This is a genomic window from Galbibacter sp. BG1 (assembly GCF_013391805.1).
In the GTDB taxonomy this organism is placed as follows: domain Bacteria; phylum Bacteroidota; class Bacteroidia; order Flavobacteriales; family Flavobacteriaceae; genus Galbibacter.
Map to the genome: position 1 here is coordinate 1026671 of NZ_CP058364.1, position 25460 is coordinate 1052130.

The 25460-nt window shown below is 37.5% G+C and carries 21 protein-coding genes; 15 read left to right on the forward strand and 6 right to left on the reverse strand.

Annotated features, from left to right (window positions below):
* Positions 1–63: 63 nt before the first annotated feature.
* Positions 64–276 carry a PLD nuclease N-terminal domain-containing protein gene (locus HX109_RS04435; protein ID WP_178949999.1) on the reverse strand — a complete coding sequence of 71 codons (213 nt, stop codon included), beginning with the start codon at positions 274–276 and terminating at the stop codon, positions 64–66.
* Between the two features lie 133 nt (positions 277–409).
* Here HX109_RS04435 and radA point away from each other — a divergent pair, with 133 nt between their 5' ends.
* The 3 genes from radA to HX109_RS04450 all read left to right on the forward strand — a co-directional run bounded on the left by radA (position 410) and on the right by HX109_RS04450 (position 3812).
* Positions 410–1771, forward strand: a complete 1362-nt coding sequence (gene radA / locus HX109_RS04440; RefSeq protein ID WP_178950000.1) for a DNA repair protein RadA — start codon at positions 410–412, stop codon at positions 1769–1771.
* Between the two features lie 15 nt (positions 1772–1786).
* Positions 1787–2581 carry an META domain-containing protein gene (locus HX109_RS04445; protein WP_178950001.1) on the forward strand — a complete coding sequence of 265 codons (795 nt, stop codon included), beginning with the start codon at positions 1787–1789 and terminating at the stop codon, positions 2579–2581.
* Between the two features lie 88 nt (positions 2582–2669).
* The gene (locus HX109_RS04450; RefSeq protein ID WP_178950002.1) at positions 2670–3812 is read left to right on the forward strand and encodes a M23 family metallopeptidase; all 1143 of its coding nucleotides are present in this window, start codon (positions 2670–2672) and stop codon (positions 3810–3812) included.
* On the opposite strand, the gene HX109_RS04455 is transcribed toward HX109_RS04450, so the two are convergent.
* The 3 genes from HX109_RS04455 to HX109_RS04465 form a co-directional block, all read right to left on the reverse strand.
* Entirely contained in the window at positions 3809–4849 is a 1041-nt protein-coding gene (locus HX109_RS04455; protein ID WP_178950003.1) for an aldo/keto reductase, read from the reverse strand. The genes HX109_RS04450 and HX109_RS04455 overlap by 4 nt on opposite strands.
* 233 nt (positions 4850–5082) lie before the next feature.
* A complete protein-coding gene (locus HX109_RS04460; protein WP_178950004.1) occupies positions 5083–6042 on the reverse strand; it encodes a flagellar motor protein MotB in 960 nt (319 codons plus the stop codon).
* A gap of 34 nt (positions 6043–6076) precedes the next feature.
* Positions 6077–6841: an exodeoxyribonuclease III gene (locus HX109_RS04465; protein ID WP_178950005.1), complete on the reverse strand. Its 765-nt coding sequence runs from the start codon at positions 6839–6841 to the stop codon at positions 6077–6079.
* A gap of 133 nt (positions 6842–6974) precedes the next feature.
* Here HX109_RS04465 and HX109_RS04470 point away from each other — a divergent pair, with 133 nt between their 5' ends.
* The 3 genes from HX109_RS04470 (at position 6975) to HX109_RS04480 (ending at position 10342) form a co-directional block, all read left to right on the forward strand.
* Complete coding sequence (locus tag HX109_RS04470) at positions 6975–9035, forward strand: TonB-dependent receptor family protein (protein WP_178950006.1); 2061 nt, start codon at positions 6975–6977, stop codon at positions 9033–9035.
* A 3-nt stretch (positions 9036–9038) separates the two neighbouring features.
* Complete coding sequence (locus HX109_RS04475) at positions 9039–9677, forward strand: polysaccharide deacetylase family protein (RefSeq protein WP_178950007.1); 639 nt, start codon at positions 9039–9041, stop codon at positions 9675–9677.
* An 80-nt stretch (positions 9678–9757) separates the two neighbouring features.
* Positions 9758–10342 (forward strand): FISUMP domain-containing protein, encoded by a 585-nt coding sequence (locus tag HX109_RS04480; RefSeq protein ID WP_178950008.1) that lies wholly within the window; start codon positions 9758–9760, stop codon positions 10340–10342.
* Here the strand turns inward: HX109_RS04480 and HX109_RS04485 are convergent.
* Both HX109_RS04485 and HX109_RS04490 read right to left on the reverse strand, forming a co-directional pair.
* Entirely contained in the window at positions 10339–10635 is a 297-nt protein-coding gene (locus HX109_RS04485) for a thioredoxin family protein (RefSeq protein WP_178950009.1), read from the reverse strand. The two genes, HX109_RS04480 and HX109_RS04485, sit on opposite strands and share 4 nt — an antisense overlap.
* 110 nt (positions 10636–10745) lie before the next feature.
* Entirely contained in the window at positions 10746–11993 is a 1248-nt protein-coding gene (locus HX109_RS04490; protein ID WP_178950010.1) for a metallophosphoesterase, read from the reverse strand.
* A gap of 424 nt (positions 11994–12417) precedes the next feature.
* On the opposite strand from HX109_RS04490, the gene polA reads away from it, so the two are divergent.
* From polA to tsf, 9 genes are all read left to right on the forward strand, one after another.
* Complete coding sequence (gene polA, locus HX109_RS04495; RefSeq protein WP_178950011.1) at positions 12418–15243, forward strand: DNA polymerase I; 2826 nt, start codon at positions 12418–12420, stop codon at positions 15241–15243.
* A gap of 193 nt (positions 15244–15436) precedes the next feature.
* A complete protein-coding gene (locus HX109_RS04500) occupies positions 15437–18559 on the forward strand; it encodes a SusC/RagA family TonB-linked outer membrane protein (RefSeq protein ID WP_178950012.1) in 3123 nt (1040 codons plus the stop codon).
* Between the two features lie 22 nt (positions 18560–18581).
* Complete coding sequence (locus tag HX109_RS04505) at positions 18582–20246, forward strand: RagB/SusD family nutrient uptake outer membrane protein (RefSeq protein ID WP_178954050.1); 1665 nt, start codon at positions 18582–18584, stop codon at positions 20244–20246.
* Positions 20247–20636: 390 nt separating this feature from the next.
* The gene (locus tag HX109_RS04510; protein WP_178950013.1) at positions 20637–21527 is read left to right on the forward strand and encodes a transporter; all 891 of its coding nucleotides are present in this window, start codon (positions 20637–20639) and stop codon (positions 21525–21527) included.
* A gap of 11 nt (positions 21528–21538) precedes the next feature.
* A complete protein-coding gene (locus HX109_RS04515; RefSeq protein ID WP_178950014.1) occupies positions 21539–22252 on the forward strand; it encodes a DUF547 domain-containing protein in 714 nt (237 codons plus the stop codon).
* A gap of 270 nt (positions 22253–22522) precedes the next feature.
* Positions 22523–22978: a 50S ribosomal protein L13 gene (gene rplM, locus HX109_RS04520; protein ID WP_178950015.1), complete on the forward strand. Its 456-nt coding sequence runs from the start codon at positions 22523–22525 to the stop codon at positions 22976–22978.
* Positions 22978–23364 carry a 30S ribosomal protein S9 gene (gene rpsI, locus HX109_RS04525; RefSeq protein WP_178950016.1) on the forward strand — a complete coding sequence of 129 codons (387 nt, stop codon included), beginning with the start codon at positions 22978–22980 and terminating at the stop codon, positions 23362–23364. Before rplM ends, rpsI begins: the two co-directional genes overlap by 1 nt.
* A gap of 204 nt (positions 23365–23568) precedes the next feature.
* The gene (gene rpsB / locus HX109_RS04530) at positions 23569–24366 is read left to right on the forward strand and encodes a 30S ribosomal protein S2 (RefSeq protein WP_178950017.1); all 798 of its coding nucleotides are present in this window, start codon (positions 23569–23571) and stop codon (positions 24364–24366) included.
* Between the two features lie 189 nt (positions 24367–24555).
* Positions 24556–25380 (forward strand): translation elongation factor Ts, encoded by an 825-nt coding sequence (tsf, locus tag HX109_RS04535; RefSeq protein ID WP_178950018.1) that lies wholly within the window; start codon positions 24556–24558, stop codon positions 25378–25380.
* The last annotated feature ends 80 nt before the right edge of the window (positions 25381–25460 follow it).

Here is a 25460-nt window from a genome sequence, read left to right on the forward strand (position 1 = left end):
TAGAAATATTCGCAATCTAAAATAGACAACCACGGAAAAAAATTATCTTACGTGATAAGCTTCTTAACTTGTAATTCTTTGCTCTCTGCCAATTAAAAAATATAAAACTGCACCAAAAAGATTGAAAAAAAGCACCACTAGCGTCCATACCAACTTGTCACTACCTTTAAATTCATTTCGCAAAATATCTATTAGGGCAACTAATGTTGGGAAAACTCCAACTAAAAAAAGTATTAATAAAATTTGCCAAGGCCCAATCATTCCAAGTGAAAACATATCTTAAGTTTTTTTTAAAGATAACAAATTCCGTAGAATGAAAACTATATAATACGTTTTTTATACGCTTTCTGTGTTCCTATTCTAAAATAAAAATCTTCGTACCTTTCAACTTTCAAAATTTTATAGCTGAATGGCAAAAGTTAAAACCACATTTTTTTGTCAGAGTTGCGGTACCCAATATGCCAAATGGCAAGGACAGTGCTCTGCCTGTAAAGAATGGAATACTTTGGTTGAAGAAGTAGTTCAAAAAGAAGAGAAAAAAGGTTGGAAACCTACCGATACTTCTTCCAAAAGAGCTGCCAAACCATTGAGAATTCAAGAAATAGACGGTTCACAGGAAATGCGCATGTCGTCTGGAGGAATGGAATTCGATCGTGTTCTGGGCGGCGGTATCGTACCTGGATCGGTAACCCTTCTTGGAGGAGAGCCGGGTATAGGAAAAAGTACTTTACTGCTTCAAATAGCGCTACACCTACCTTTTAAAACGCTGTATGTATCCGGAGAAGAGAGTCAGAAACAAATAAAAATGCGTGCGGAACGTATCTTTCCGGATAGTAAAAACTGTTATATTCTAACGGAAACCAAAACGCAAAACATATTTAAACAGGTAGAAGCCACCGAGCCTGATATCCTAATAATCGATTCCATACAAACATTGCACACCGATTATATAGAATCTTCCGCAGGAAGTATTAGTCAGATTCGGGAATGTACCTCCGAGCTCATCAAATTTGCCAAAGAAACGCATATACCTGTTATTTTAATAGGACATATAACGAAAGACGGACATATTGCTGGACCAAAAATCCTGGAGCATATGGTAGATACGGTGCTTCAATTTGAAGGGGACAGAAATCATGTATATAGAATTCTACGCTCCCTGAAAAACAGGTTTGGCTCTACCGCAGAATTAGGCATTTATGAAATGCTGGGCAGCGGATTGAGAGAGGTAAACAATCCTTCGGAAATATTAATATCTAAAACAGAAGAAGACTTAAGTGGCACAGCTATTGCAGCTACCTTAGAAGGAATGAGGCCGCTCATGATAGAAGTACAGGCCTTGGTAAGCACCGCGGTTTACGGAACACCCCAGCGTACCACCACTGGCTACAACACTAAAAGATTGAATCTTTTACTGGCAGTTTTGGAAAAAAGAGCAGGGTTTAGATTGGGTGCTAAGGATGTGTTTTTAAACATCACTGGGGGGATTTCCATAGAAGAGCCCGCCATAGATCTTGCGGTCGTGGCGGCGATTTTGTCGAGCAATGAAGATACAGCCATCGAGAAAGATGTTTGCTTTGCCGCCGAAGTGGGACTCGCAGGGGAAATTAGACCTGTGCAGCGGGTGGAACAAAGAATACTGGAAGCCGAAAAGCTCGGATTTGCCACCATTTTTGTTTCTAAACAGAACAAAATATCACTAAAAAATACCCAAATAAATATTCGCAGGGTAAGCAAAATTGAAGATGTGGTAGCGTTTTTATTTGATTAAAGAAAATATAAAATTATGATGAAGAATATAAGCTTGGCTATTGCAGCGTTAACATTAATGAGTGCATGTAAAGAAACTCCGAAAAAAGAGGTAAATGAAACTATAACAAAAGACGAAATAGTGATGGATAAGGTTACAAAAAATCAAAAAGAGATTCCAGCAGGAGTAGACTTTATGGCTTCCGGAGAGAACCCTTCTTGGAGCCTTTTAATCGATTTTGATAAATCGATGACTTTTACATCTTTAGATACTCCAAAAAACATAACCTCCCCAGTGCCCGAAGCCCGCATTCCACAGGATGTAAATGCTGTAAACTATTCCGCGGAAACAGAAAATGGGATCTTGCAAGTAACTATTTTTAAAAAGCCATGTGTTACCGATAGCGATGAGGCCTTTTCTTATAAAGTACGCATTAGCACCAAAACCAAAAACATGGAAAACTTCAAGGAGTTTGAAGGATGCGGCAAATATATAGGAGATTACAGGTTAAACGACATTTGGGCATTGGAAAGTATCAACGGTGAGGCCGTTCCCACAGATACAAAAAGACCCAATTTGGAATTTAATTTGCGTACAGGAAAAGTTTTTGGCTTTGGGGGATGTAATAGAATTAATGGAACCCTTATTGTTGAAAAAGATTCTTTGGCAATTGGCGAATTGGCCAGCACAAAAATGAAATGTCCAAATATAGAGATGGAAACTAAATTTCTTCAAACAGTAAATAATAAGAAATTTCAATTTAGTTATGAAAATTTGCTGTTGACTTTGAAGTCGGACAAAGACACGCTGGTTTTTAGAAAGGTAGACTAAGCTCATTATTGAGTATTTAATTAACAAATTTGCTCAAATTTTAATGTAATCTTCTGCTATGGCATTGTTTATGCTCTTTTAGGATTGCATGAAGAAGAAATTTTTTGTTATTGGCTTTTTTGTTTTATTCTATATTTTAGGGTGCAAACAAATACAAAAAGCTACCGATTTTGTGGTGAAACCTAGCGCTAGGGAAATTTATGAAAGACCATTTAAAGATTCTATCGATATTTTCCAGCGCTGGCAGCAATCTGCAGAAATGGCAATTATGGACAGCTTAAAGGTGGCTACGCCATATACCGAAAATGGGGTATTTAATAAGAATGAGAATCCGGTTTTAAGTTATAATCTTCACTTATCACCAGGGCGTATTTTGAACGTAGGGCTACAACTAGACCACCCAAAACACCTAGTTTTTATTGAACTTTTTAAAATTACCCGAGATTCTTTAGCGACTTTGGAACAAGTAGCTTCTTCAGAATTAAACCAAAAGTCGATTTCTTTTGAAGTTAAGGATGGTGGAATCTATAAAATACGTGTACAGCCAGAGCTCGGCATTAGTTCTACCTTTGCCCTAACCATTCAGAGTTTGCCCTTGTACCATACATTTCCTGTTGCTGGAAAATCTGACACCGCCATTCAAAGTTTTTGGGGAGCTGCCAGGGATGGAGGTAAACGAAAACATGAAGGAATCGATATTTTCGCCAAAAGGGGAACTCCCGTAGTTGCCGTTAATAAAGGCTCCATAAGATATTCTGGAGAAAAAGGATTAGGCGGCAAACAAGTTTGGCTGAGGGATGCCCAAAATAACTGCTCTTTGTACTACGCACATTTAGATAGCATCACAGTGAAAAGTGGCGGACAAGTGAAAGAAGGCGACACATTGGGTTTTGTTGGAAACACGGGAAACGCTAGCAAAACAGTCCCACATCTGCATTTTGGAATTTACAAAGGTTTTTCTGGAGCTGTAGATCCATTTCCTTTTTTAAAACAAGAAAAACTTCCATCTTTCCCCGATGTTTCCAAAAACTATTCCCAAAAGTTAATTGTAAAAAGCAGTGTGGCCAATATTAGAAACTCCCCAACCACCAAAACATCTCAAATTTTGGGGACGGCCACTAAAAACGATACGTTGCATTTTATGGGTGCAACTAATGATTGGTTTCATATAGAAACCCTGACCAAACAAGCGGGTTTTATTCATAAAAGCCTGGTAAAGAATTTAAATTAAGGTGCCGGATTGGGAATCGAATTATGGATGCTATTTATTCCTGAAAGGACTTCATCACTTAATTCAACCTGAATACTATCTATGTTTTCTTTCAACTGATGCATTTTGGTAACACCGATAATGTTACTCGTTACAAACGGCTGTTTATTTACAAAAGCTAACGCAAGCGTAGCCAGTGAAAGTCCGTTATTCTTAGCAAGATCGTAATATTGCTTTGTTGCTTCAATAGATTGCTTTCCATTGTATCTGGACATTTCTGGAAAAAGGACAAGTCGTGCATCTTCTATCCCTTTATTTTCGATGAATTTATCTGTGAGCCTACCAAAACCTAAAGGGGAATACGGTAATAACCCCACATTTTCACGTATGGAAATCTCGCTAAGCCCAATTTCGTAGGTCCTATTTAATAGGTTATAAGGATTTTGAATCGTGCTGATTTTGGGCAAACCATTAAATTTACTTTCTTCCAAATAACGCATCACGCTCCAAGGAACCTCATTGGAAAGGCCTATAGATCGTATCTTTCCTTCTTTAATATAGCCTTCCAGTATTTGTAAAATTCCCTGAATATTATCTTTCCACTCTTCATCATTTTCGTGTTCATAATCCCTTTTTCCAAAATAGTTTGTTGTTCGATCTGGCCAATGCAGTTGGTATAAATCGATATAATCGGTTTGGAGCCTTTTTAAGCTTCCGTGGATAGCATCATCGAAAGCAGCTTTGGTAAACCCTTCTTCCCTAATAAAATGCTCATTGAATTTTGAAGGCCCAGCAATTTTAGATGCAAGTACCACCTTGCTTCTATTTCCCGTCCTTTTAAACCAATTCCCAATAATTTCTTCGGTTCTTCCTTGGGTTTCCCTTTCTTTTGGAATCGCATAAAGTTCTGCCGTATCAAAAAAATTCACACCTTCGTCCAGTGCATAATCCATTTGTTCAAAACCTTCGGCCTCGGTATTCTGCTTTCCCCAGGTCATTGTACCTAAACAGATTTTGCTTACTTTAATATCGGTATTGGGTAATTTGGTGTATTTCATGAAAGATAAATCAATTGTGTCCTAAAATATTATACGTTCATTTTTTCCATCAATGAAAAACGAACAAAAAAGATTTTGGCCGTCATTATTTTTGAGTTTCTAATTTCCAATAGGCCTTCGACATACTGAAACAACGTTCAGCACAAGAGCTCACTGGCTGACAAGATATTTTTAATTTTTAGTTATTCAAAATGTGATTTTCAAAACTATAAAATTCGATAAGACCACATTATCTAAATATCATTCAAAAGCTTCGTTACCTCATCGAGTTTAGGAGTTAAAATAACTTCAATTCTACGGTTTTTAGCTTTTCCTTCTGTAGTCGCATTACTTGCCACAGGCATATATTCCCCTTTTCCTGCCGCTGTTAAATTGGCTGGATTTATCTGATTGTTTTCCTGCAAAATCTGCACTATGGAAGTTGCTCTTTTGGTCGATAGATCCCAATTGTCCTTTAACGGGCCGTTACCTCCGTATGGAACATTATCGGTATGGCCTTCTATAAGCACATTAATGTCTGGATTTTGCGCCAAGACTGTTCCCAACTGTTGAACTGCCTTCCGGCCATTAGCATTAACAACCCAGCTACCACTCGGAAAAAGCAATTTGTTCTCCATCGATACGTACACTTTTCCGTCTCTTTGCTCTACTGTAAGCCCTTTCCCTTCAAAATCCAACAAAGCTCTAGAAATAGCATCTTTCAAATTTTTCATAGCAGCGTCTTTGGAAGCAATGAGCCCTTCTAATTCTGCTACTCTTTTAGAACGCGCATCCAATTGTTGTTTTAAGGTTTCCAATCGTGCATTTTCAGCCGCTAGCGCTTTCTCTTTTTCTTCTAATTGCCGTAACAAATTTCTATTCTTTTCTGCATTGGCCGCAATAGCAGCGCTGCTATTATCTTCCAAGGCTTTATAGGAAGCCTCTAAATTTGCCAAATTATTCTTAGCAGCTTCATAATCTTGCCTCAATTGATTTCTTTCGGCCACTGTAGCATCATACTTTTTTTGAAGCGCGTTGAAATCGTTCTCCAGCTTGTTGTTCTCTGCTTTTAATTCTTGATTTTCAGCAGCAACATTTTCTTTGTCACCTTTTAACTTATCGTATCTACTTTGGAGGTCGTTGTAAACTTTTGAAGACACACAGGAAGTCGCCAAACTCAACATTAGGAACCCCATAAAAACTCTTTTCAACATATATTTTTCTTTAAATTTTAATCATTTTTTGATTCTATCCTTCTATTTCCACTAGAATCGGACAATGGTCGCTGTGCTTAGCTTCCGGTAATATAACGGCTCGTTTTAACTTTTCTTGCAAAGGTTCTGCCACCATATTGTAATCGATGCGCCAACCCTTATTATTATTTCTGGCATTCGCACGGTAGCTCCACCAACTGTAATTATGGGGTTCTTTGTTAAAATGGCGGAAACTATCTATAAATCCGCTTTCTATAAAATTTCCAATCCACTCTCTTTCCACGGGAAGAAAACCCGAAACATTGGCATTTCTTACAGGATCGTGAATATCTATGGCTTGGTGACAAATATTATAATCGCCACAAATAACCAAGTTGGGAACTTCATTTTTTAAGGCATTTACATATTTTTGAAAATCGTCCATGTATTGGAGTTTGTGTTCCAATCGTGCAATATTGGTTCCCGAAGGCAAGTACAAACTCATTACCGAACACGTTTCAAAATCTGCCCGAATGTTTCTGCCTTCCGCATCCATATAATCAATTCCGGTCCCATAGGTAACACTGTTAGGCTGCATTTTAGATAAAATGGCCACCCCACTATACCCTTTCTTTTCGGCACTGTACCAATAGTGGTATGGATAACCAGCTTCTTCAAAAACCGATAAATCCAATTGTTCCTTATTGGCTTTTATTTCCTGTAAACAGATTACATCTGGGTCTGCCGATTGCAACCAATCTAGAAACCCTTTTTTTATTGCTGCGCGAATTCCGTTTACGTTATAAGAAATAATCTTCATCTATCTATATTTAGTGTGTTAAGTAAGCTCGTTTTTTTGAAAACAAAAATAAAAGGCTAAAATAAGGATACTTTCAGAAAAAGATAAAAGTGAGAATGTAAAATCTTCCCTTAAAACTTTCTATTTTTACGCTATGAACAAATGCTTCCTACTTTTTATTTTTTCCTTCGGAATTTTAACCGCACAAGTCAAAAAAAATGACACTTTAGCCGAAGTGATCTTAGAATCCAATAGATTCATTAATAGCTCCACCTTAATTACCCCTGCCAGCCAGATTAAAACAGAAGATATTGAACGATATGCACCTACGGAAATTACAACAGTTTTAAACGAAACCCCTGGGGTACATGTGTTTTCGGGAGCTTTAAATACCAATCGGCTAACTGTGAGAGGAATGGGGTCTAGAACGCTGTATGGCACCAATAAAATACAGGCCTATTACAACGGGATTCCCATTACAAGTGGGATAGGCGAAACTGCTTTTAACATCTACGATCCCGAGAGCCTTTCCCAAATTGAAATAATTAAAGGGCCAAAAGCCACCATATTCGGCACCAATCTCGGTGGCGCTTTACTGCTAAACACCAAATTACCGGCGAAAGGAAAAACCACCCTGCGGAATAACCTAACGGTAGGATCTTACGGCTTGCTTAAAAATAGTCTACAAGCTGGGTACCGAGATGAAAAGTTTTACATCAATGTACTCTCCGACCATTTGCAGACCAATGGATATAGAGATAATAGCAATTATGATAGGGATGCTATTTTTCTTGATGTTGGATATCAGTTTAACGATAAAAATAAGTTGAAATTTCTTATCAATCAGTTAGACTACAATGCACAAATACCGAGTTCGATTAACCAAACTGATTTTGATGAAGATCCAACCCGTGCAGCTGCCAATTGGAAAGCTGCTCAAGGCTACGAAGACAATAAAATAACCACTACCGGTCTTACCTACCAACATATTTTTAGCCAAAGCCTTAAAAACACTACAACTGTTTTCTATTCGTACATCGACCATTACGAACCGCGACCATTTAATATTTTGGATGAATTTACCAATAGCTATGGTTTTCGCTCCGTTTTCTCCGGAAGTATTACAGTATTGCCCTTTAAAAATAAATTTAACGCAGGCGCAGAGCTCTATTCGGACACCTACCAATGGGCTACTTTTGAAAATTTATATGAAGAAAATAACAATCAAGGAAGCTTACAAGGTGATCTTTTAAGCGATAACAAAGAATATAGAAACCGCTGGAATGCCTTTGCCAACTTTACGGCCTATTTTGATAAATTAGCTATTGAAACTGGAATTAATTACAATAAAAGCTTGTATTCTTTTCGGGATTATTTTAATTCGGAAAATGATAATAGAAATGCCAAACGCAATTTTGATGGTATTTGGGCACCCAGCCTAACTGTAAGATACAATTTCACGACAAACCATCAACTGTTTGGAAATGTAAGCTACGGTTTTTCGTTCCCGAATTTGGAAGAAACCTTGACCCCAGAGGGCGTTATAAATCCAGAAATAGGTCCCGAAACCGGTATAAATTACGAGGTGGGAACCGAAAACTATTTCTTCAGCAAAAAATTAAAAACGAACATTACCTTCTATTATATGGATGTAAAAAACCTTTTGGTGGCCGAGCGTGTGGACGAAGACCAATATATTGGAAGAAATGCCGGAAAAACATCTCATAAAGGATTGGAATTCAGCATAAAATATCTTTGGGAACTTTCTCAAGACCTTTCCCTACAACCGTATTTTAATGCCACCTTTAACAATCAAAAGTTTGTGGATTTTACCGATGAAGAAAACGATTACTCTGGAAACGATCTTACAGGAGTTCCCAAAAACCTATGGAACGGTGGCTTTCTATTGAACCATTCCAATGGCATTTATTTTTCTACCACCTACCAATATGTGGGCGAACTCCCAATGAACGATGCCAACTCCCTATACTACAATGCTTATAATGTAGTAAATTTAAAAGCAGGATATACAGCTCGAATTTTTAAAAACTTTAGCATGGAATTTACCGGCGGGATAAATAATGTGCTGAATGAAAAATATGCTTCTTCCATTTTAATCAACGCTGTTGGTTTTGGCGGTGCAGAACCCCGGTATTACTACCCTGGACTGCCCATTAACTATTTTGGGGGCGTAAAATTAAAATACTTGTTTTAAACAGTGAGATTCTACACCATAAAAACGCCCAAAATAATTAAACTGTTGTTTCCGCGGTTACTTTGGAAAGTGAAAACCGAAGAGAAAGTGGTTTACTTAACCTTTGATGATGGCCCAACACCAAACGTAACGACCTTTGTTTTAAAACAACTTAAAAAATACAATGCCAAAGCTACATTTTTTTGTATCGGAAAGAATGCAAAAGAACACCCGGAAATTCTAAAGGAGATTTTGGCACAAGGACATACCATTGGCAACCATACCTACAATCATTTTAATTGTGCTAAGCAAGGTGTGGATGATTATTTAAAAAATGTTGAAAAGGCGGATAAAACTTTTCAAAGGCTTATTCCCCATCTAAACACTAAACTTTTTAGGCCTCCATATGGGCGTATTTCTTTAAGGGCCTCTCGGGAACTGCGAAATAAGAATTATAAAATTATTATGTGGGATGTCTTAAGTGCCGATTTTGACACCAACATTTCAGCTGAAAAATGCATTGAAAATGTAGTGACAAATGTAAAAGCAGGTAGTATTGTAGTTTTTCACGACAGTGTAAAATCGTTTCCAATACTTCAAAAAGCTCTACCGGTAATTTTAAAAGATCTCAACAGACAAAACTTCATCCTTAAATCAATATAAATATCTGACATATAGGTTTTTACATAAATTTTGTATCTTTATCTTTCAGCAAACAACCACCATAAGTAAACTTAAAGATCATGAAAAATCTTCTTATCCTTTTATTGCTTCCAATGTTTCTATTATCGTGTTCTAACGATGATGATAACAATTCAGAAAATTTTGAGGAAAAATTTATCACCGATTCCAGGGATGGACAAATTTATGAGACGGTTAGAATAGGAAATCAAACTTGGTTTGCAGAAAATTTAAATTTCGACAAGGGGGATTTCAGAAGTTCCTGTTATGATAATGATGAATTAAATTGTGTATTGCTGGGAAGGCTTTATGAAAACATAACTGCCATTTCGTGCCCAGACGGTTGGCATATTCCTACCAAAGAAGAATGGGAAGAATTATTTGACTATTTAGGAGGTATTAATGTGGCTCATTTATTGGTAGAACCGGGAGCTACTTTTCAAGGAAATCAAGTCAATTTTAATTTATTGCCTGCTGGAAGGCGTGCACCGCAAATAGGCTCTTACGATTTTGGTACAGGAGGCTATTATGCTACCTCTTCTGCCAACCAAAATAACCTGCCTTATTATGTGGAATACATCCCGGAACAGTCTATCGAGATAAAAGCTGGCAACTTCTCTAAAAGCTGTAGGTGCTTAAAAGATTAAAGGTATTCTTGTAGCAGTCCAATAAGTGTGTTTGCATCTTGCTCCCCACTCTGGCGCCATACCATTTCACCACTTTTATAAATCATTAAGGTGGGTAAACCTTTTACCCTCAAAGCTTCTGCCAATTCCTGATTTTTGTCGACATCTATTTTTATGACTCTAGCTTTGTCCCCCAGGGCTGCAGCTACATCGCGCAGTACGGGGTGCATTGCTGTAGAAGATTCATTCCAATCTGTATAAAAGTCTAATAACACAGGGATGCTACCGTGAATTAACTCGCCAAACTTTGACATAAATATTCAATTTTTAACAACTTGATAAATCAAATGTAATAAAAAAAGCGTTAAAATGCTCTATACAAGCTGTTTTAGGCTGTTTTTAACCTTTTTTGGCAAATCTAGATTTAAGATGTAGAAACTGTATTTTTCCTTTTTTTCAATTCTATGACTGTAATTTCTGGCCAAATACCTACGCGCCCCGGATACCCAATAAAACCGAGCCCACGGTTAACATTTATATATTGCCCCATTTTTTCGTAAACACCTGCCCAATACTTGTAACGGTATTTTACAGGGCTCCACTTTAACCAACCAGGTATTTCCACTCCGAATTGCATTCCGTGGGTATGCCCGCTTAGGGTTAAATGATAATGATACGGATGATCGATTACCTGGTAATGCCAGTGGGACGGATCGTGGCTCATGAGTATTTTAAAATCGTTTTTATCTATTCTTGCTATCGCCTTATCCAGGTCACCCGCTTTTTTGAATCCGCCTTCGCCCCAATTTTCTACCCCGATTAAAGCTAATTTTTGTCCGTTTTTCTCCAAATACCTGCTTTCGTTCAGTAAAAGGTCAAAGCCTAATTCTTTTTGAATAGCCTTCAATTCGTCGAGATTGGCAACTTTAGCAGCCTCCGAAGGCCACTCGGCATAATCGCCGTAATCGTGGTTTCCCAATACTGAAAAAATACCGTCTTTGGCATTTAATTTTGAAAATGTTGCCTTCCACGGATACATTTCTGTTGCTATGCTATTTACCAAATCCCCTGTAAAGAGAATAACATCTGAAGCTTGCTCGTTGATAAGATCGACGGCGTACTCCACCTTTTCCTTGTTGTCTAAACTGCCACTGTGAATATCTGATATTTGAGTAATTCTGTATCCATCGAATGCATCGGGGAGGTCATCAAACTCCAATGTGTGTTTCCAAACGTGATAGTCATATTTTCCTTTGTACATTCCGTAAAGCAAGGATAGAAAAGGAACAGCGGCAACACCTAGCGCTATCTGACTCACAAACTTTCTACGGTCTGGAAATCCTTCCGAAGCAACTTTAGCCGAAGAAAAGACTTTCCCAAAAACCCACGTAAAAAAACGTACCACATCTTCGATGAGCATAAAAATACCCGAACAGAAGCCCAAAGCCATAAATGCTAAAAATAATCCAACGGCAATTCCCATAGAATGACTCATCCCTTGCGAACGATCAAAATGATTGAACTGAATGTAGACATTTACCAAAACGGCTACAAATGCCAAGCCATATAAAATTTGTAGATATGGATTTTTAACAAGGGTTCGAAATGCTTGGAAGCCATAAAAAGCTCCAATGAGGTAGATAATTCCAAGGAAAATAAAAAATCGAGACATATAGTTTTTTAATAAGGCTTATAAATGAGAGTAATTTAACATCCCATCCGGGGCTTCGACAGGCTCAGCCTGACAAATAAAATTAATAGGAACAAAATATCAAACTAATATATTTCGCAGAGTCAAAATTTTGCGAAACGAATCGTTTAAAATAGATCCCGACGCTACCGGTCGGGATTAGCTCAATTTACAATTTTGAGTGCTCTACCGTTGGCAGATTCTCAAAATTGAATTTCGCTAACAAAAGTACCTTATAAACAGTACAATACGTTGCATTTAAAATTTATTTAACGTACACCAACACTTGCTTTATGTTTATATGTCGTAAAAGCTACAATTCCTTTCTTCGGAAGAAACCAAAAGATATCTCCAAGAGTGCGTAAAACTTTTTAACTTTACGCTTTCAACTTTATACAAGCAACGCATGCAAGATCAAAAACGGCTTTTTCTTTTAGACGCTTACGCTTTAATTTTTAGAGGGTATTACGCATTCATAAAAAATCCACGTATTAATTCCAAAGGTATGGATACTTCTGCTATTATGGGGTTTATGAATTCCCTCTTGGACGTAATTAAAAGAGAAAATCCAGATCATTTAGCGGTTGCTTTCGATAAGGAAGGCAGCAAGGACCGTGTGGAAATGTTTGAAGCTTACAAAGCCAATCGCGATGAAACGCCGGAAGCCATTCGTATTGCAGTACCGATTATTCAAGATATTTTAAAAGCCATGCATATTCCCTGCATAGAAAAAGCGGGATATGAAGCCGATGATATCATTGGAACACTTGCAAAGCAGGCGGAAAAAGCCAACTATAAAGTTTACATGGTGACTCCCGATAAAGATTTTGCCCAGTTGGTTTCTGAAAATATATTTATGTACCGCCCAGCAAGAATGGGAAATGGTATTGAAATTTGGGGAATTCCGGAGGTACAAAAGAAATTTGAAGTAGAAACTCCAGAACAGGTTATTGATTTTCTCGGAATGATGGGGGATTCGGTTGATAACATTCCAGGTTTACCAGGCGTGGGAGAAAAAACGGCGAAAAAGTTTTTAAAAGAATTTGGTAGCATGGAAGCACTTTTAGCAAATACCGACAAGCTAAAAGGAAAAATGAAGGAAAAAGTAGAAGAAAATGCAGAACAGGGAATTCTATCTAAAAAACTGGCACGCATCATGCTGGATGTACCAGTAGAATTTCATGAAGAAGACTATAAACTGGATACTCCCGATATTCCAAAAGTGCAAGAAATCTTTCAAGAATTGGAGTTTAGAAGGCTCGCCGATAACCTTATGAAAACCTTCGGACAGGAAACGGCTCCAGAGGAAGAAACTTCCGAAGGGAATACAGCCAATGTAAACTCTAATTTAGACGTTCAATACGATCTTTTTGGGAACAACGAGGCTGCTGAAAGTGCTACAACTACAGTTTCTGGATTCAAAACCATTGAACAGGTACCGCATTTTTACCAACAGGCCAACACACCGTTGGCACGAAAACTATTGCTGGAAAAGCTATTGCAACAAAAAAGTGTTTGTTTTGACACGGAAACCACGAACATAAAATCCTTGGAAGCCGAGCTGGTTGGCTGTGCGTTTTCATGGGAACCTGGAACGGGGCATTATGTTTCTTTCCCTGAAGATCAAAAGGAAACAAAAGCAATTTTGGAAGAATTTCGACCGTTTTTTGAAAACGAGGAAATTGAAAAAATAGGACAAAATCTTAAGTACGACCTCAAAGTTTTGTCCAATTACAACATGCCTGTAAAAGGCCCTATTTTTGATACCATGATTGCGCATTATCTTATCAATCCAGATATGCGTCACAATATGAATGTCCTCGCAGAAACCTATTTAAATTACAGTCCGGTTTCCATAGAAACCCTTATAGGGAAAAAAGGCAAAAACCAGCGTTCCATGCGATCCGTAGAATTGGAAAAACAAACGGAGTATGCGGTTGAAGATGCTGATATTACCCTTCAGTTAAAAAATCTTTTTGCTGAAGAACTACCGAAACGAAATGCAAAAAAGCTTTTTGAAGAGATTGAAGCTCCGCTGGTAAAAGTGCTTTCCGACATGGAAATTGAGGGAATCAATTTAGATGAAAACTACCTGAAAAGTTTAAGTGGCGCTCTAAATACCGATATCGATCGTCTGGAAAAAGCCATTTTTGAACAAGCTGGGGAAGAATTCAATTTAGCATCCCCAAAGCAATTAGGTCCGATTTTATTTGACAAATTGAAGCTAGTCGACAAACCGAAAAAGACCAAAACAGGTCAATATTCCACTGCGGAAGATGTACTTTCGTATCTGGCAAAAGATCATCAAATTGTAGCTGATATTTTGGAATGGCGCCAATTGAACAAGCTCAAAAGCACCTATGTGGATGCGCTTCCCAACGAGATAAATTCCAGAACGCATCGCATTCATACTGTTTACAGTCAGGCGGTAGCGGCAACCGGAAGGTTGAGTTCCAACAATCCGAATTTGCAGAATATCCCGATAAGAACCGAAAGAGGAAGACAGGTTCGGAAGGCTTTTGTTCCAAGAGATGAAAACTACACTTTGCTAGCCGCGGATTATTCACAAATTGAACTCCGCATTATCGCAGCGTTAAGTGAGGAGGACACCATGATAAAAGCCTTTCAAGAAGGTCAGGATATTCACGTAACAACGGCTTCACAAGTGTTCAAAGTAGCTATTGAAGATGTTACCCGCGAGCAGCGAAGCAATGCCAAAACAGTAAACTTCGGTATTATCTATGGAGTTTCCGCTTTCGGACTAAGCAACCAAACTACCTTGAATAGAAGTGAAGCCAAAGAATTAATAGATACCTATTATGAAACATATCCTAAATTAAAGGCATACATGAGCAAACAAGTTCATTATGCGCAGGATAACGGTTATGTGGAAACCATTTTAGGAAGGCGTCGTTATTTAAAAGATATTAATTCCCGTAATCAAGTGGTTAGAGGAGCCGCCGAAAGAAATGCCGTAAATGCTCCAATCCAGGGAAGCGCTGCAGACATCATTAAAATTGCGATGATTAATATTCACCAAAAACTAAAAGAAGGCAATTTTAAAACCAAAATGCTGCTTCAAGTGCACGATGAATTGGTATTCGACGCCCATAAAGACGAACTGGACACCGTAAAAACCCTCATCAAAACCGAAATGGAAAACGCATACAAACTAAGCGTACCATTGGATGTTGAACTGGGCACAGGCGATAACTGGTTGGAGGCGCATTGAAATTAAAATGATCAATGGATTCTCTTAAAATTATGCCAAACAGTCAACATTAAATTATTAAATCACACAAATAATCCTAACTTATTTATTTAATTTTCAATTAAAATGTTAATTTAAAAAGAATTTACTGTTTAAATTATGTTAATTTAAAAAAAAGCGCAATCTTTAAGTGGCTAATTTTAAATAACTAATCATGAAAATTAAAACTAATTGGATTGTTCCATTTCTCTTAGTGGTAGGAATGCATTTCGGTTTTTCTCAAGAAAAACCGATTACTGGTACTGTTGTAGACCAGGACGGACTTCCACTTCCGGGAGCAAACGTAATTATTAAAGGCACCTCTTCGGGTACCCAAACTGATTTTGACGGAAATTATTCTATTTCAGCTGATCAAGGTCAAACACTTGTCTTTTCCTTTCTAGGACAAAAAACAGAAGAGAGAAGGGTTGGCTCGTCCAACACTATTGACGTTACTTTACAATTAGATGCCCAAGCACTAGACGAAGTAATTGTTACTGCATACGGAACAAGCACGAAAGAAGCATTTACTGGCTCCGCTAGCGTTGTAAGTTCAGAAGACTTGGAAATAAGAAATGTTACTTCCCCTATTGCAGCTATAGAAGGTAGAGCAACAGGGGTTCAATTTACCTCATCTGCTGGTCCTGGATCCTCTCCAGGTATAGTTATTCGAGGTGTCGGTACATTAAACGGAGATACAGATCCATTGTATATTGTAGATGGAATTCAATACGAAGGTAGCTTAAATACTATAAATCAAGAAGACATTGCATCTTTTACCATTCTCAAAGATGCCGCATCTACCTCTTTATATGGATCCAGAGCGGCCAATGGCGTGGTAATTATAACAACAAAGCAAGGTACAAATGGAGCCATTAAGGTAAATGCTTCGATGCAGTACGGTTTGGTTTCTCCTTCGATACCGTTTTACGAAGAAGTTTCCCCTGGTGAATATTACGAAACCATGTGGGAGGCTTTAAAGAATTCCAGCGCCGGTGCTGGAGATCCTGCTTTTGCATCAGCCAATATTTATAATAATTTAGGATATAACCCTTTCAATGTTCCGAACAATGAAATTGTAGGAACAGACGGTAGATTAAACCCTAACGCCAGGGTTATCTATAAAAGCCTTGACTGGTACGATGAGTTATCTAGAACGGGAGTTAGACAAAATTACAATGTTAATGTTTCTGGCGGAGGTGAAAATCACAGCGTATTCTTCTCTGCATCCTATCTTGATGAAGAAAGCTACGTAATTACTTCGGGATTTGATCGTTTAACTACTCGACTCAATGCGGAATTTGATGTCAGCAATCATATAAAAATTGGAGGTAGTGCAAATATTGCCATTACCGAGTCTTCTGCCCCTAGTTCTGCCGGTGAAAACAGCATTGTAAACCCTTTTGGTTTTGCTAAAAACATTGGTTCAATATACCCAGTTTATGTTAATGATCTTCAAGGAAATCTAGTTCGAGACGTTTTTGGAGATTTAGTTTTTGATAGTGGTGAAGGGTTTCCAGAGTTCAATATAGGATCCAGACCTATAAGCCAAGGGCGACATGCTTTACAAGAACTTCTTTTAAATGATGAAAGAGACAGAGATAACACTTATGGGTTTCGTTTTTTCACAGAAATTAAAATTTTAGATGGACTTAATCTTAGACTGAACTATGGTCGGGATATCAATGAGCTCTTGGAAAAGGAATATGAAAATGCTATAATCGGTGATGCTCAACCTGACGGAAGATACAGTGAAACAAGGGCTCGAAGACAGGTGGAAAACTTCAATCAGCTACTTACCTATACCAAAAGCTTTGGTGGCCATAATTTAGACATCACATTAGGTCACGAAAGTTTCGATCGCACTTTTTCTAGTAATAACGGTTTAAAAACTATTCAAGCCGCTAATGGCATCTTTGAGTTTGATAATTTTTCAAACATAGTAGATTTAGGCGGATCCTCTACAAGAAAGGGTCTTGAAGGTTATTTTTCTAGGCTTAATTATAATTTCGATAACAGATATTATTTGAGTGCTTCGGCGAGAAGAGATGGTTCTTCCGTTTTTAGCGAAGATTCTAGATGGGGAACATTCTATTCTATTGGTGGCTCTTGGAGAATAGATCAAGAAAGTTTCATGGATAACGTTTCCTTTATTAATCAATTAAAACTTAGAGGTTCTTATGGGGAAGTAGGAAATGATGATTTAAATGACTTCTTTTTGTCTCAAGCCAGATTTTCCATTACCTCCAATGCAGCAGATCCCGCTATTATTTTTACAGATATTGGAAATGATGAATTACAGTGGGAAACTATAGAAACCTATGATGTTGCATTGGAATTTGCCTTGTTCAATAACATTCTAGAAGGTTCTGTAGAATATTACAAAAGAAACTCTTCCGACTTACTTTATTTACTTCCCATTCCACTAAGTAATGGTTTAAATGAAGTACCGGTGAATGTGGGTGACATGTTTAATTCAGGGTGGGAATTTGCATTAACAACACGTTTAATAAATAAGAACGATTTTCGATGGAATGTTACGCTTCAGGCGTCCACGTTTAAGAATGAAATTACAAGCTTGCCAAATCCTTTTGTCGATGGCCAACAACGTTGGGAAGAAGGAAGATCTAGATTCGATTTTTATATTTTAAGAACTGCCGGTGTAGACCCAGATACGGGTGATCAATTGTTTTTGCAATATGAATTGGACGACGACGGAAATAGTGTTCCTGTATTAGACTCCAATGGGGAAATTGCCACTACAACCGATTGGCAAGATACAGAAAGAGCCTATACTGGAGATAGCTCCATTCCAGACCTCTTGGGATCCGTTGCCAGTACAATTAACTATAAAGGCTTTTCGCTCGACTTTTTAGTGAATTATGGTGTTGGTGGAAAATTTTTAGATTTTGGATATGCCGCTATGATGCACAGCGGAAACTATGGTAGCTCTTATCATCCAGATATTTTGAATGCCTGGAGACAACCAGGAGACATTACAAGCGTACCACGTTTGGAAGCAGGAAATCCTAACATCGTAAGACAGGCTTCTGACAGATTTCTTACTGATGCTTCATTCTGGACACTTAGAAACATCAATTTAGGATATTCCTTTGATGGTGACATTGCTAAACAAATTGGAGTTGATAACTTAAGACTCTCTGTAATTGGTGAAAATTTATATACAAAAAGTAAAAGGACTGGAGCAAATCCTCAAGCCGAATTAGCTGGGACACCCGAGGGTAATACATTTAATCCACCAAGAACTTTTTCGATTGGATTAAATGTTGGATTTTAACTAAAAGCAAAGTATGATGATTATGTTAAGAAAAATAAAATTTATGTTTATAGTAATCCTAGGGATTACCATAACTTCGTGTGACGATGACTTTTTAGAAACGACTCCCACAGATGCTATATCAGCTGCAGACGCACTGGCCAATGAGACTAACATGCAGCTTATTTTAAATGGACTTCATCGCGGGCTTTATTCTCAATCTCAAACAATCTTGCCTGGTGGAGATTCGCAAAGGGCAGGTAACCATTATTGGGTTCCTTTAGGAGATAATTTGTCTGGTGGATTAATACATTCTGCAAATGCAAATAATTTAGGATGGAGGACAGAAATGCAATGGAATTCTCACACTGACCAAACGTCCTTGACATGTGAACTTTTATGGTATCACAGATATAATATTATCGCGGGAGCTAATTTGCTTATTAATAGAGCCAACGATGGCACTTTAACGCAATCCCCTGGACTATTTGAGATATTAGGTCAAGCTTATACCTACAGAGCCTACGCTTACCTATCTTTAGTTCAACATTATGCTAGAGGATATCTCATTGGAAACCCAGCCACAGATCCAGGCGTACCTTTATTATTTTCTTCTGAAGCACCTTTTACAAGTACAGGAAGATCCACAGTTCAGGAAATTTATGATCAAATAGAAGAAGATCTTAGAGCTGCAATAAGTGCTTTTGAAAATGGTTCAGGAAGACCCAGTGGTGGGCCAGAAACCAAGTCTCAACTTAATATTGATGTAGCTTATGGCCTTTTGGCTAGAACTGCCTTGTCCAAAGGCGATTGGCAAACAGCCGCAGATGCCGCCGTAAAAGCACGTGAAAACTATCCTCTTATGAGTGAAGATGAATGGAAGTCTGGTTTTAACACCAATAGCCTACCCGAAGTTATATGGGGGAGCAATGTAATTGATGCTGAAACAACATTCTTTCGTTCCTACTTTTACTTAGCCAGCAATACTTTTAACGGAAGCCAGATTAGAAATAACCCAAAAATTGCAGACCGAAGATTGGTAGACGCCATTCCTGATACAGACTACAGAAAAGACGTATTTATAATCGATGCACCTAATACCAATTTTTCAGCTGCAAATAATCAAGGGGGGCTAGACGGAGAGACTGGCTTACCTAGAGATCCCAATTATGCCGGTGATTTAGAAGGTTATCAAGAAAGAAGAGAAGAAATTAATACTGAATACGGTATTAACAATAATTTTAATCAGCACCCCTATATGCATTTTAAACTTGAAAATGCCAATCCAGGATCAATTGACCCAGATGATATCATTTACATGCGTTCCTCAGAAATGTACCTTATCGAAGCAGAGGCCAAAGCAATGATGAATGATATTGCTGGAGCACAAGAAGCATTAAGGCCACTCGGTGAAGAACGTGATAGTGGATATAACGTTACCATTTATAGCACTAGAGAATCATTAATGGAACACATTAAGTTTCAAAGGGGAGTAGAGCTATGGGGAGAAGGATTTGGCTATACAGATAAGATTAGATGGGACGAAGGAATTGATCATTCCGCGGATGGAGGCTCAGGAGCTTCTGAAGTTCTATATCAATCTGCATTTAAACAAGAAAAACCTTCAGTTAATGATAGATGGATTTTTAAAATTCCACAAGCAGAAATTGATGCCAATCCAAATTTAACTCCTTCAGATCAAAATTAAAAAATTTAATGCGATTTGAATTAGCGGAAACTGGTTAGCTTTAAAAGTTAACCAGTTTTTCGTTTTATAGAAAATATATCAAGTTAGACACCCAACAAAGAAGAAGTTGACACCATTAAGGAAATGATTAAATCAGAAATGGAAAACGCTTACAAACTTAGCGTACCACTAGATGTTGAACTTGGCACAGGCAAAAATTGGTTGGAGGCGCATTAGAGGCGCCAGAAAACACCTCTTAACAATTTGATAATGTAATGATTAGTCTTCTTATGCGACTCCCTACAAAAACAAATCATTATGAAATGAGCTATAGAAATTAATTTTGATGCTATTCAAAACATTCCATAGCGAATTCCATTTGACCTTTTTAAAAAATTAAAAGACAAGCAAATGAAAACATCTAAAATTTTACTTTTAACGGCAACCCTATTGCTCACTACATCGATTACGAAAGCCCAAGGAATTATCGATGGCTATTTTAAAAATCAAGGAGATGGAACAGTGGCGCTTTCTTACACCATAAGCAATTACACCTCCTTTTATGTAGGCGAAAACGAAGCTCCGGCCTCTCCTATCGGACATGCTTCTCAAGATATTTATAACTTATACGCCAACTACGGAATTACCGACAATTTGCTAGCAGTTGTAAACCTACCATATATTTCCGCTACGTCAGAAAATCCAGATCCTATAACTGGTGAAGATTCAGTATCTGACTTTCAAGACTTGGTCATTGCTTTAAAGTGGAGACCTTTTAAGTCGGATTTAAGTGGTGGATTTATCAATTATTTTGTTTCTGCAGGAGCCGCTTTTCCCCTTGGTTATGAGCCCAACGGAATCCTCTCCATAGGAAACGGCGCTACCAGCATCGATGGAAAACTGGGAGTCCATTTTCAAAGCAATTCTGGATTCTTTACAACAATTACCGGTGGTTATAGTTTTAGAACGGAGGCAGACAACAATTTAATGCCCAATTTCGACGGCGATTACGATGTTCCAAATGCCGTACTGTTTGGAGGAAAAATTGGTTGGGCTACCGAAAAAGTCTATTTAGAAGGATGGATAGACCACCAAACCTCTACAGCCGGTGTGGATATTATGGGACCAGGATTTATGGGTAATTTTCCTGAAACAAAAGTAAATTATACCATGTTGGGAGCTAATTCCTACTTTTCATTTTTTAAACACTTCGGAATTAATGCCGGGTTTGGAACTATTGTTGATGGTAGAAATATAGGAGAGTCATCTTTCTTTACCACTGCTCTTGTTTATAACTATTAGAAAAAAACCAAATGAAAATCAACAAAGTAGTATACTTAGCTTCAATAATTTTTATAGCTTTTAGCTTTACACCCACCCTAGCCCAGAAACCAGATTCGTCGGTTTGGAATGCACTTCTTCAGGAAAATGTTTCTGAAGAAGGGATGGTTTCCTATAAAAGTTTCAATAGTGAAGAATTGGATCTTTACCTTAAGGAGCTCAAAAAATATCCGCCCAAAGATTCTTGGAGCAAAAAAGAAAAATTATCATACTGGATCAATGCTTACAATGCTTTCACCATAAAATTGATATTGGATAATTATCCCCTAAAAAGTATAAAAGACATAAAAGATCCTTGGGACAAACAGTTTATTGAAATTGATAGAGAACGGTTTTCGCTGAACCATATCGAACACGAAATACTACGGAAGATGGATGAACCCCGCATTCACTTTGCCATTAATTGCGCGTCTATCTCCTGCCCTAAACTTCTCAATCAAGCTTTTATTCCGAGTAAGTTAGACGAACAGCTGGAAACGGTAACCCGGGAATTCATTAACGACACCGCTAAGAATGAGCTATCACATGAAAAAATTGAAATCTCTGCACTATTTAAATGGTTTCGGGAAGATTTTGAAAAAAAACAAACCCTTATAGGATTTTTAAACAAGTACAGCAAAGTAACTATCGATAAAAATGCTGAAATAACCTACAAACCCTATAATTGGAATTTGAATGGTAAATGAATTAATTTTGTAAATAAATAAGGAGCTATATTTAAATTTAGCTCCTTTTTAGTTTTTAGAAATACTCCATATAGCTTTACAATTAAATTACAAAAGGTGTCATTTTAATTCGTCGCCTATAACTTACTATAAACCAACTGCTTTAAAACAAGAAATAATTAACACCCCCTATTTGTAAATAACATAAATAGTTGTACTTTTGCACCCCATTATCCCGAATTCACGTTTGGGGATGGGAATGGAATGTTTAATTTTTTAAAAAAAGTTAGTGTGGATACATTAAGCTACAAAACAATTTCGGCAAACAAAGCTACTGTAGACAAACAGTGGGTTTTAGTAGATGCTGAAGGTCAGACGCTAGGCCGTCTTTCTTCTAAGGTAGCCAAGCTACTTAGAGGTAAGTACAAGCCTAATTACACACCGCATGTAGACTGTGGAGATAATGTTGTAATTATCAATGCAGAAAAAATCAACTTAACTGGTAAAAAATGGGATGCTAAAGAATACGTGCGTCACACAGGTTACCCAGGCGGTCAAAGAACAACAACAGCTACGGAGCTTTTCAAAAAAGACCCTACTCGTTTGTTGGAGAAATCTATTAAAGGAATGCTTCCTAAAAATAAGTTAGGTGCAGAGCTATTCCGCAATTTAAAAGTGTATGTTGGTACAGAGCACGCTCAAGAAGCTCAAAAACCAACTGCAATTAACTTAAACGATCTTAAATAATGGAAGTAATTCACAAAATCGGCAGAAGAAAAACTGCAGTTGCAAGAGTGTACGTTTCTGAAGGTAAAGGAAACATCACCATCAACAAAAAAGAATTTAAGCAATACTTCCCAACACCAACATTACAGTACAAAGTACAACAACCACTTTCTTTAACAGAAAACGTTGAGAACTTTGATATTAAAGTAAATGTTTACGGTGGTGGTGTAACTGGACAAGCAGAAGCAATTCGCTTGGCTATCTCCAGAGCACTTTGCGAAGTAGATGCAGAAAACAGAGGAACTCTTAAACCAGAAGGATTACTTACTAGAGATCCAAGAATGGTAGAGCGTAAGAAATTCGGTCAGAAGAAAGCACGTAAGAAATTCCAATTCTCGAAACGTTAATCTGTATCCAATTTTACATGTGTTTTATACACATTGTTCATTTATTATTGAATTTAAAACATGTCGTTGCTTTCTTTTTTGAAAAAGAAAGAAAGATCAGTTTAGCATCCAAATGGTAAAGGCAATCGAATTTTTCGTGACCACTTTAACATTGCTAAATACAAAACCCACCTTGTGGGCAACGGAACGTAAACTATTACAAAAATGGCAAATAACATAGAAGTTAAAGATTTACTAGAAGCAGGTGTACATTTTGGTCACCTTACTAGAAAATGGAATCCAAATATGGCTCCTTATATCTACATGGAGCGTAACGGGATCCACGTTATCAATTTATACAAAACAGCTGCTAAAATCGAAGAGGCGAACGAAGCGCTTAAAAAGATTGCAGCATCAGGTAGAAAAATACTATTTGTAGCTACCAAAAAACAAGCAAAAGATATCGTTGCAGACAAAGCAGGAGCTGTAAACATGCCTTACATCACAGAAAGATGGCCAGGTGGTATGCTTACCAACTTTGTAACTATCAGAAAAGCCGTTAAGAAAATGGCCTCTATCGATAGAATGAAAAAAGATGGTACTTTCGATACGCTTTCTAAAAAAGAAAAACTACAAGTAGATCGTTTAAGAGCTAAGCTTGAGAAAAACTTAGGTTCTATTTCAGACATGACTCGCTTACCAGGAGCGTTGTTTATTGTAGACACCATGCGTGAACATATCGCAGTGAAAGAAGCACAAAAATTAAACATTCCAATATTTGCAATGGTAGATACAAACTCAGACCCAAGAGAGGTAGAGTATGTTATACCATCTAATGACGATGCTTCTAAATCTATCGAAAAAGTTCTTTCTCATGTAACTGGAGCAATTGCTGAAGGTCTTTCTGACAGAAAAGCTGATAAAGCTGCTGAAAAGAAAGCTGAAGAAGAAGAAGAATCAAAAGCAGAACAAGAGGCTAAAGAGAAAAAAGCTAAAGCCCTAGAAGCTGAAGATAACGAATAAATAATATTTTAATAAAGTCGTTAACCTCTATCTTCTTTACTTTAGTATTGGAAAATAAGGATAACGACTTTATTTAGATAAAGCACCTCAAAGTTATATCTTGGAGGTTTTCAAAAAAAATTAAAAATCATCCCAATATGCAGGGGCACAAGAACAAACCCTTCATAACGGATTAAAATTAATATAGAAATGGCAAAAATTACAGCCGCTGAAGTTAATAAGCTTAGAAAAGCAACCGGTGCAGGTATGATGGATTGTAAAAATGCATTGGTAGAAGCTGAAGGCGATTTTGATACTGCAGTAGAAGTACTTCGTAAAAAAGGACAAAAAGTAGCTGCTAAAAGAGCAGATAGAGAATCTACAGAAGGTGCCGTTATAGCAAAAGTTAACGATGCCAGCAATAAAGGTGTTATTGTTTCCCTTAACTGTGAAACAGATTTCGTTGCTAAAAACGATTCTTTTGTAAGTTTGGCAAACGATCTTGCAGACTTGGCACTAAACCATGATTCTAAGGAAGAACTATTAGAAGCAGACTATAAAGGATTAACAGTTTCTGAGAAATTAATCGAGCAAACCGGAGTAATTGGTGAGAAAATCGAAATTGGTGACTTTAGAACTTTAGAAGCTCCATTCGTAGGCTCTTACATTCACGCAGGTAATAAAATTGCTACACTAGTAGGTCTTTCTGCAAATGTAGAAAATGCAGATACCGCAGCCAAAGACGTAGCAATGCAAGCTGCCGCTATGAACCCTGTTGCTTTAGACGAGAGTGGTGTAGACCAAGAAGTGATCGATAAAGAAATCGAAATTGCTAAAGATACACTTAGAGCAGAAGGGAAACCAGAAGCTATGCTAGACAATATCGCAAAAGGTAAATTACAACGTTTCTTTAAAGACAACACTTTGGTAAACCAAGATTTTATTAAAGACAGCAAACAAAGCGTTGCCGGTTACGTAAAATCTTTTGACAAAGACCTTACCGTTGTTGCTTTTGAAAGAGTAGCATTAGGATAATTTTTTAGCTTATTTTTTAAATAAGCGATTTCCATATAAACCACTTTTGATTTTTTTCAAAAGTGGTTTTTTTATACCCC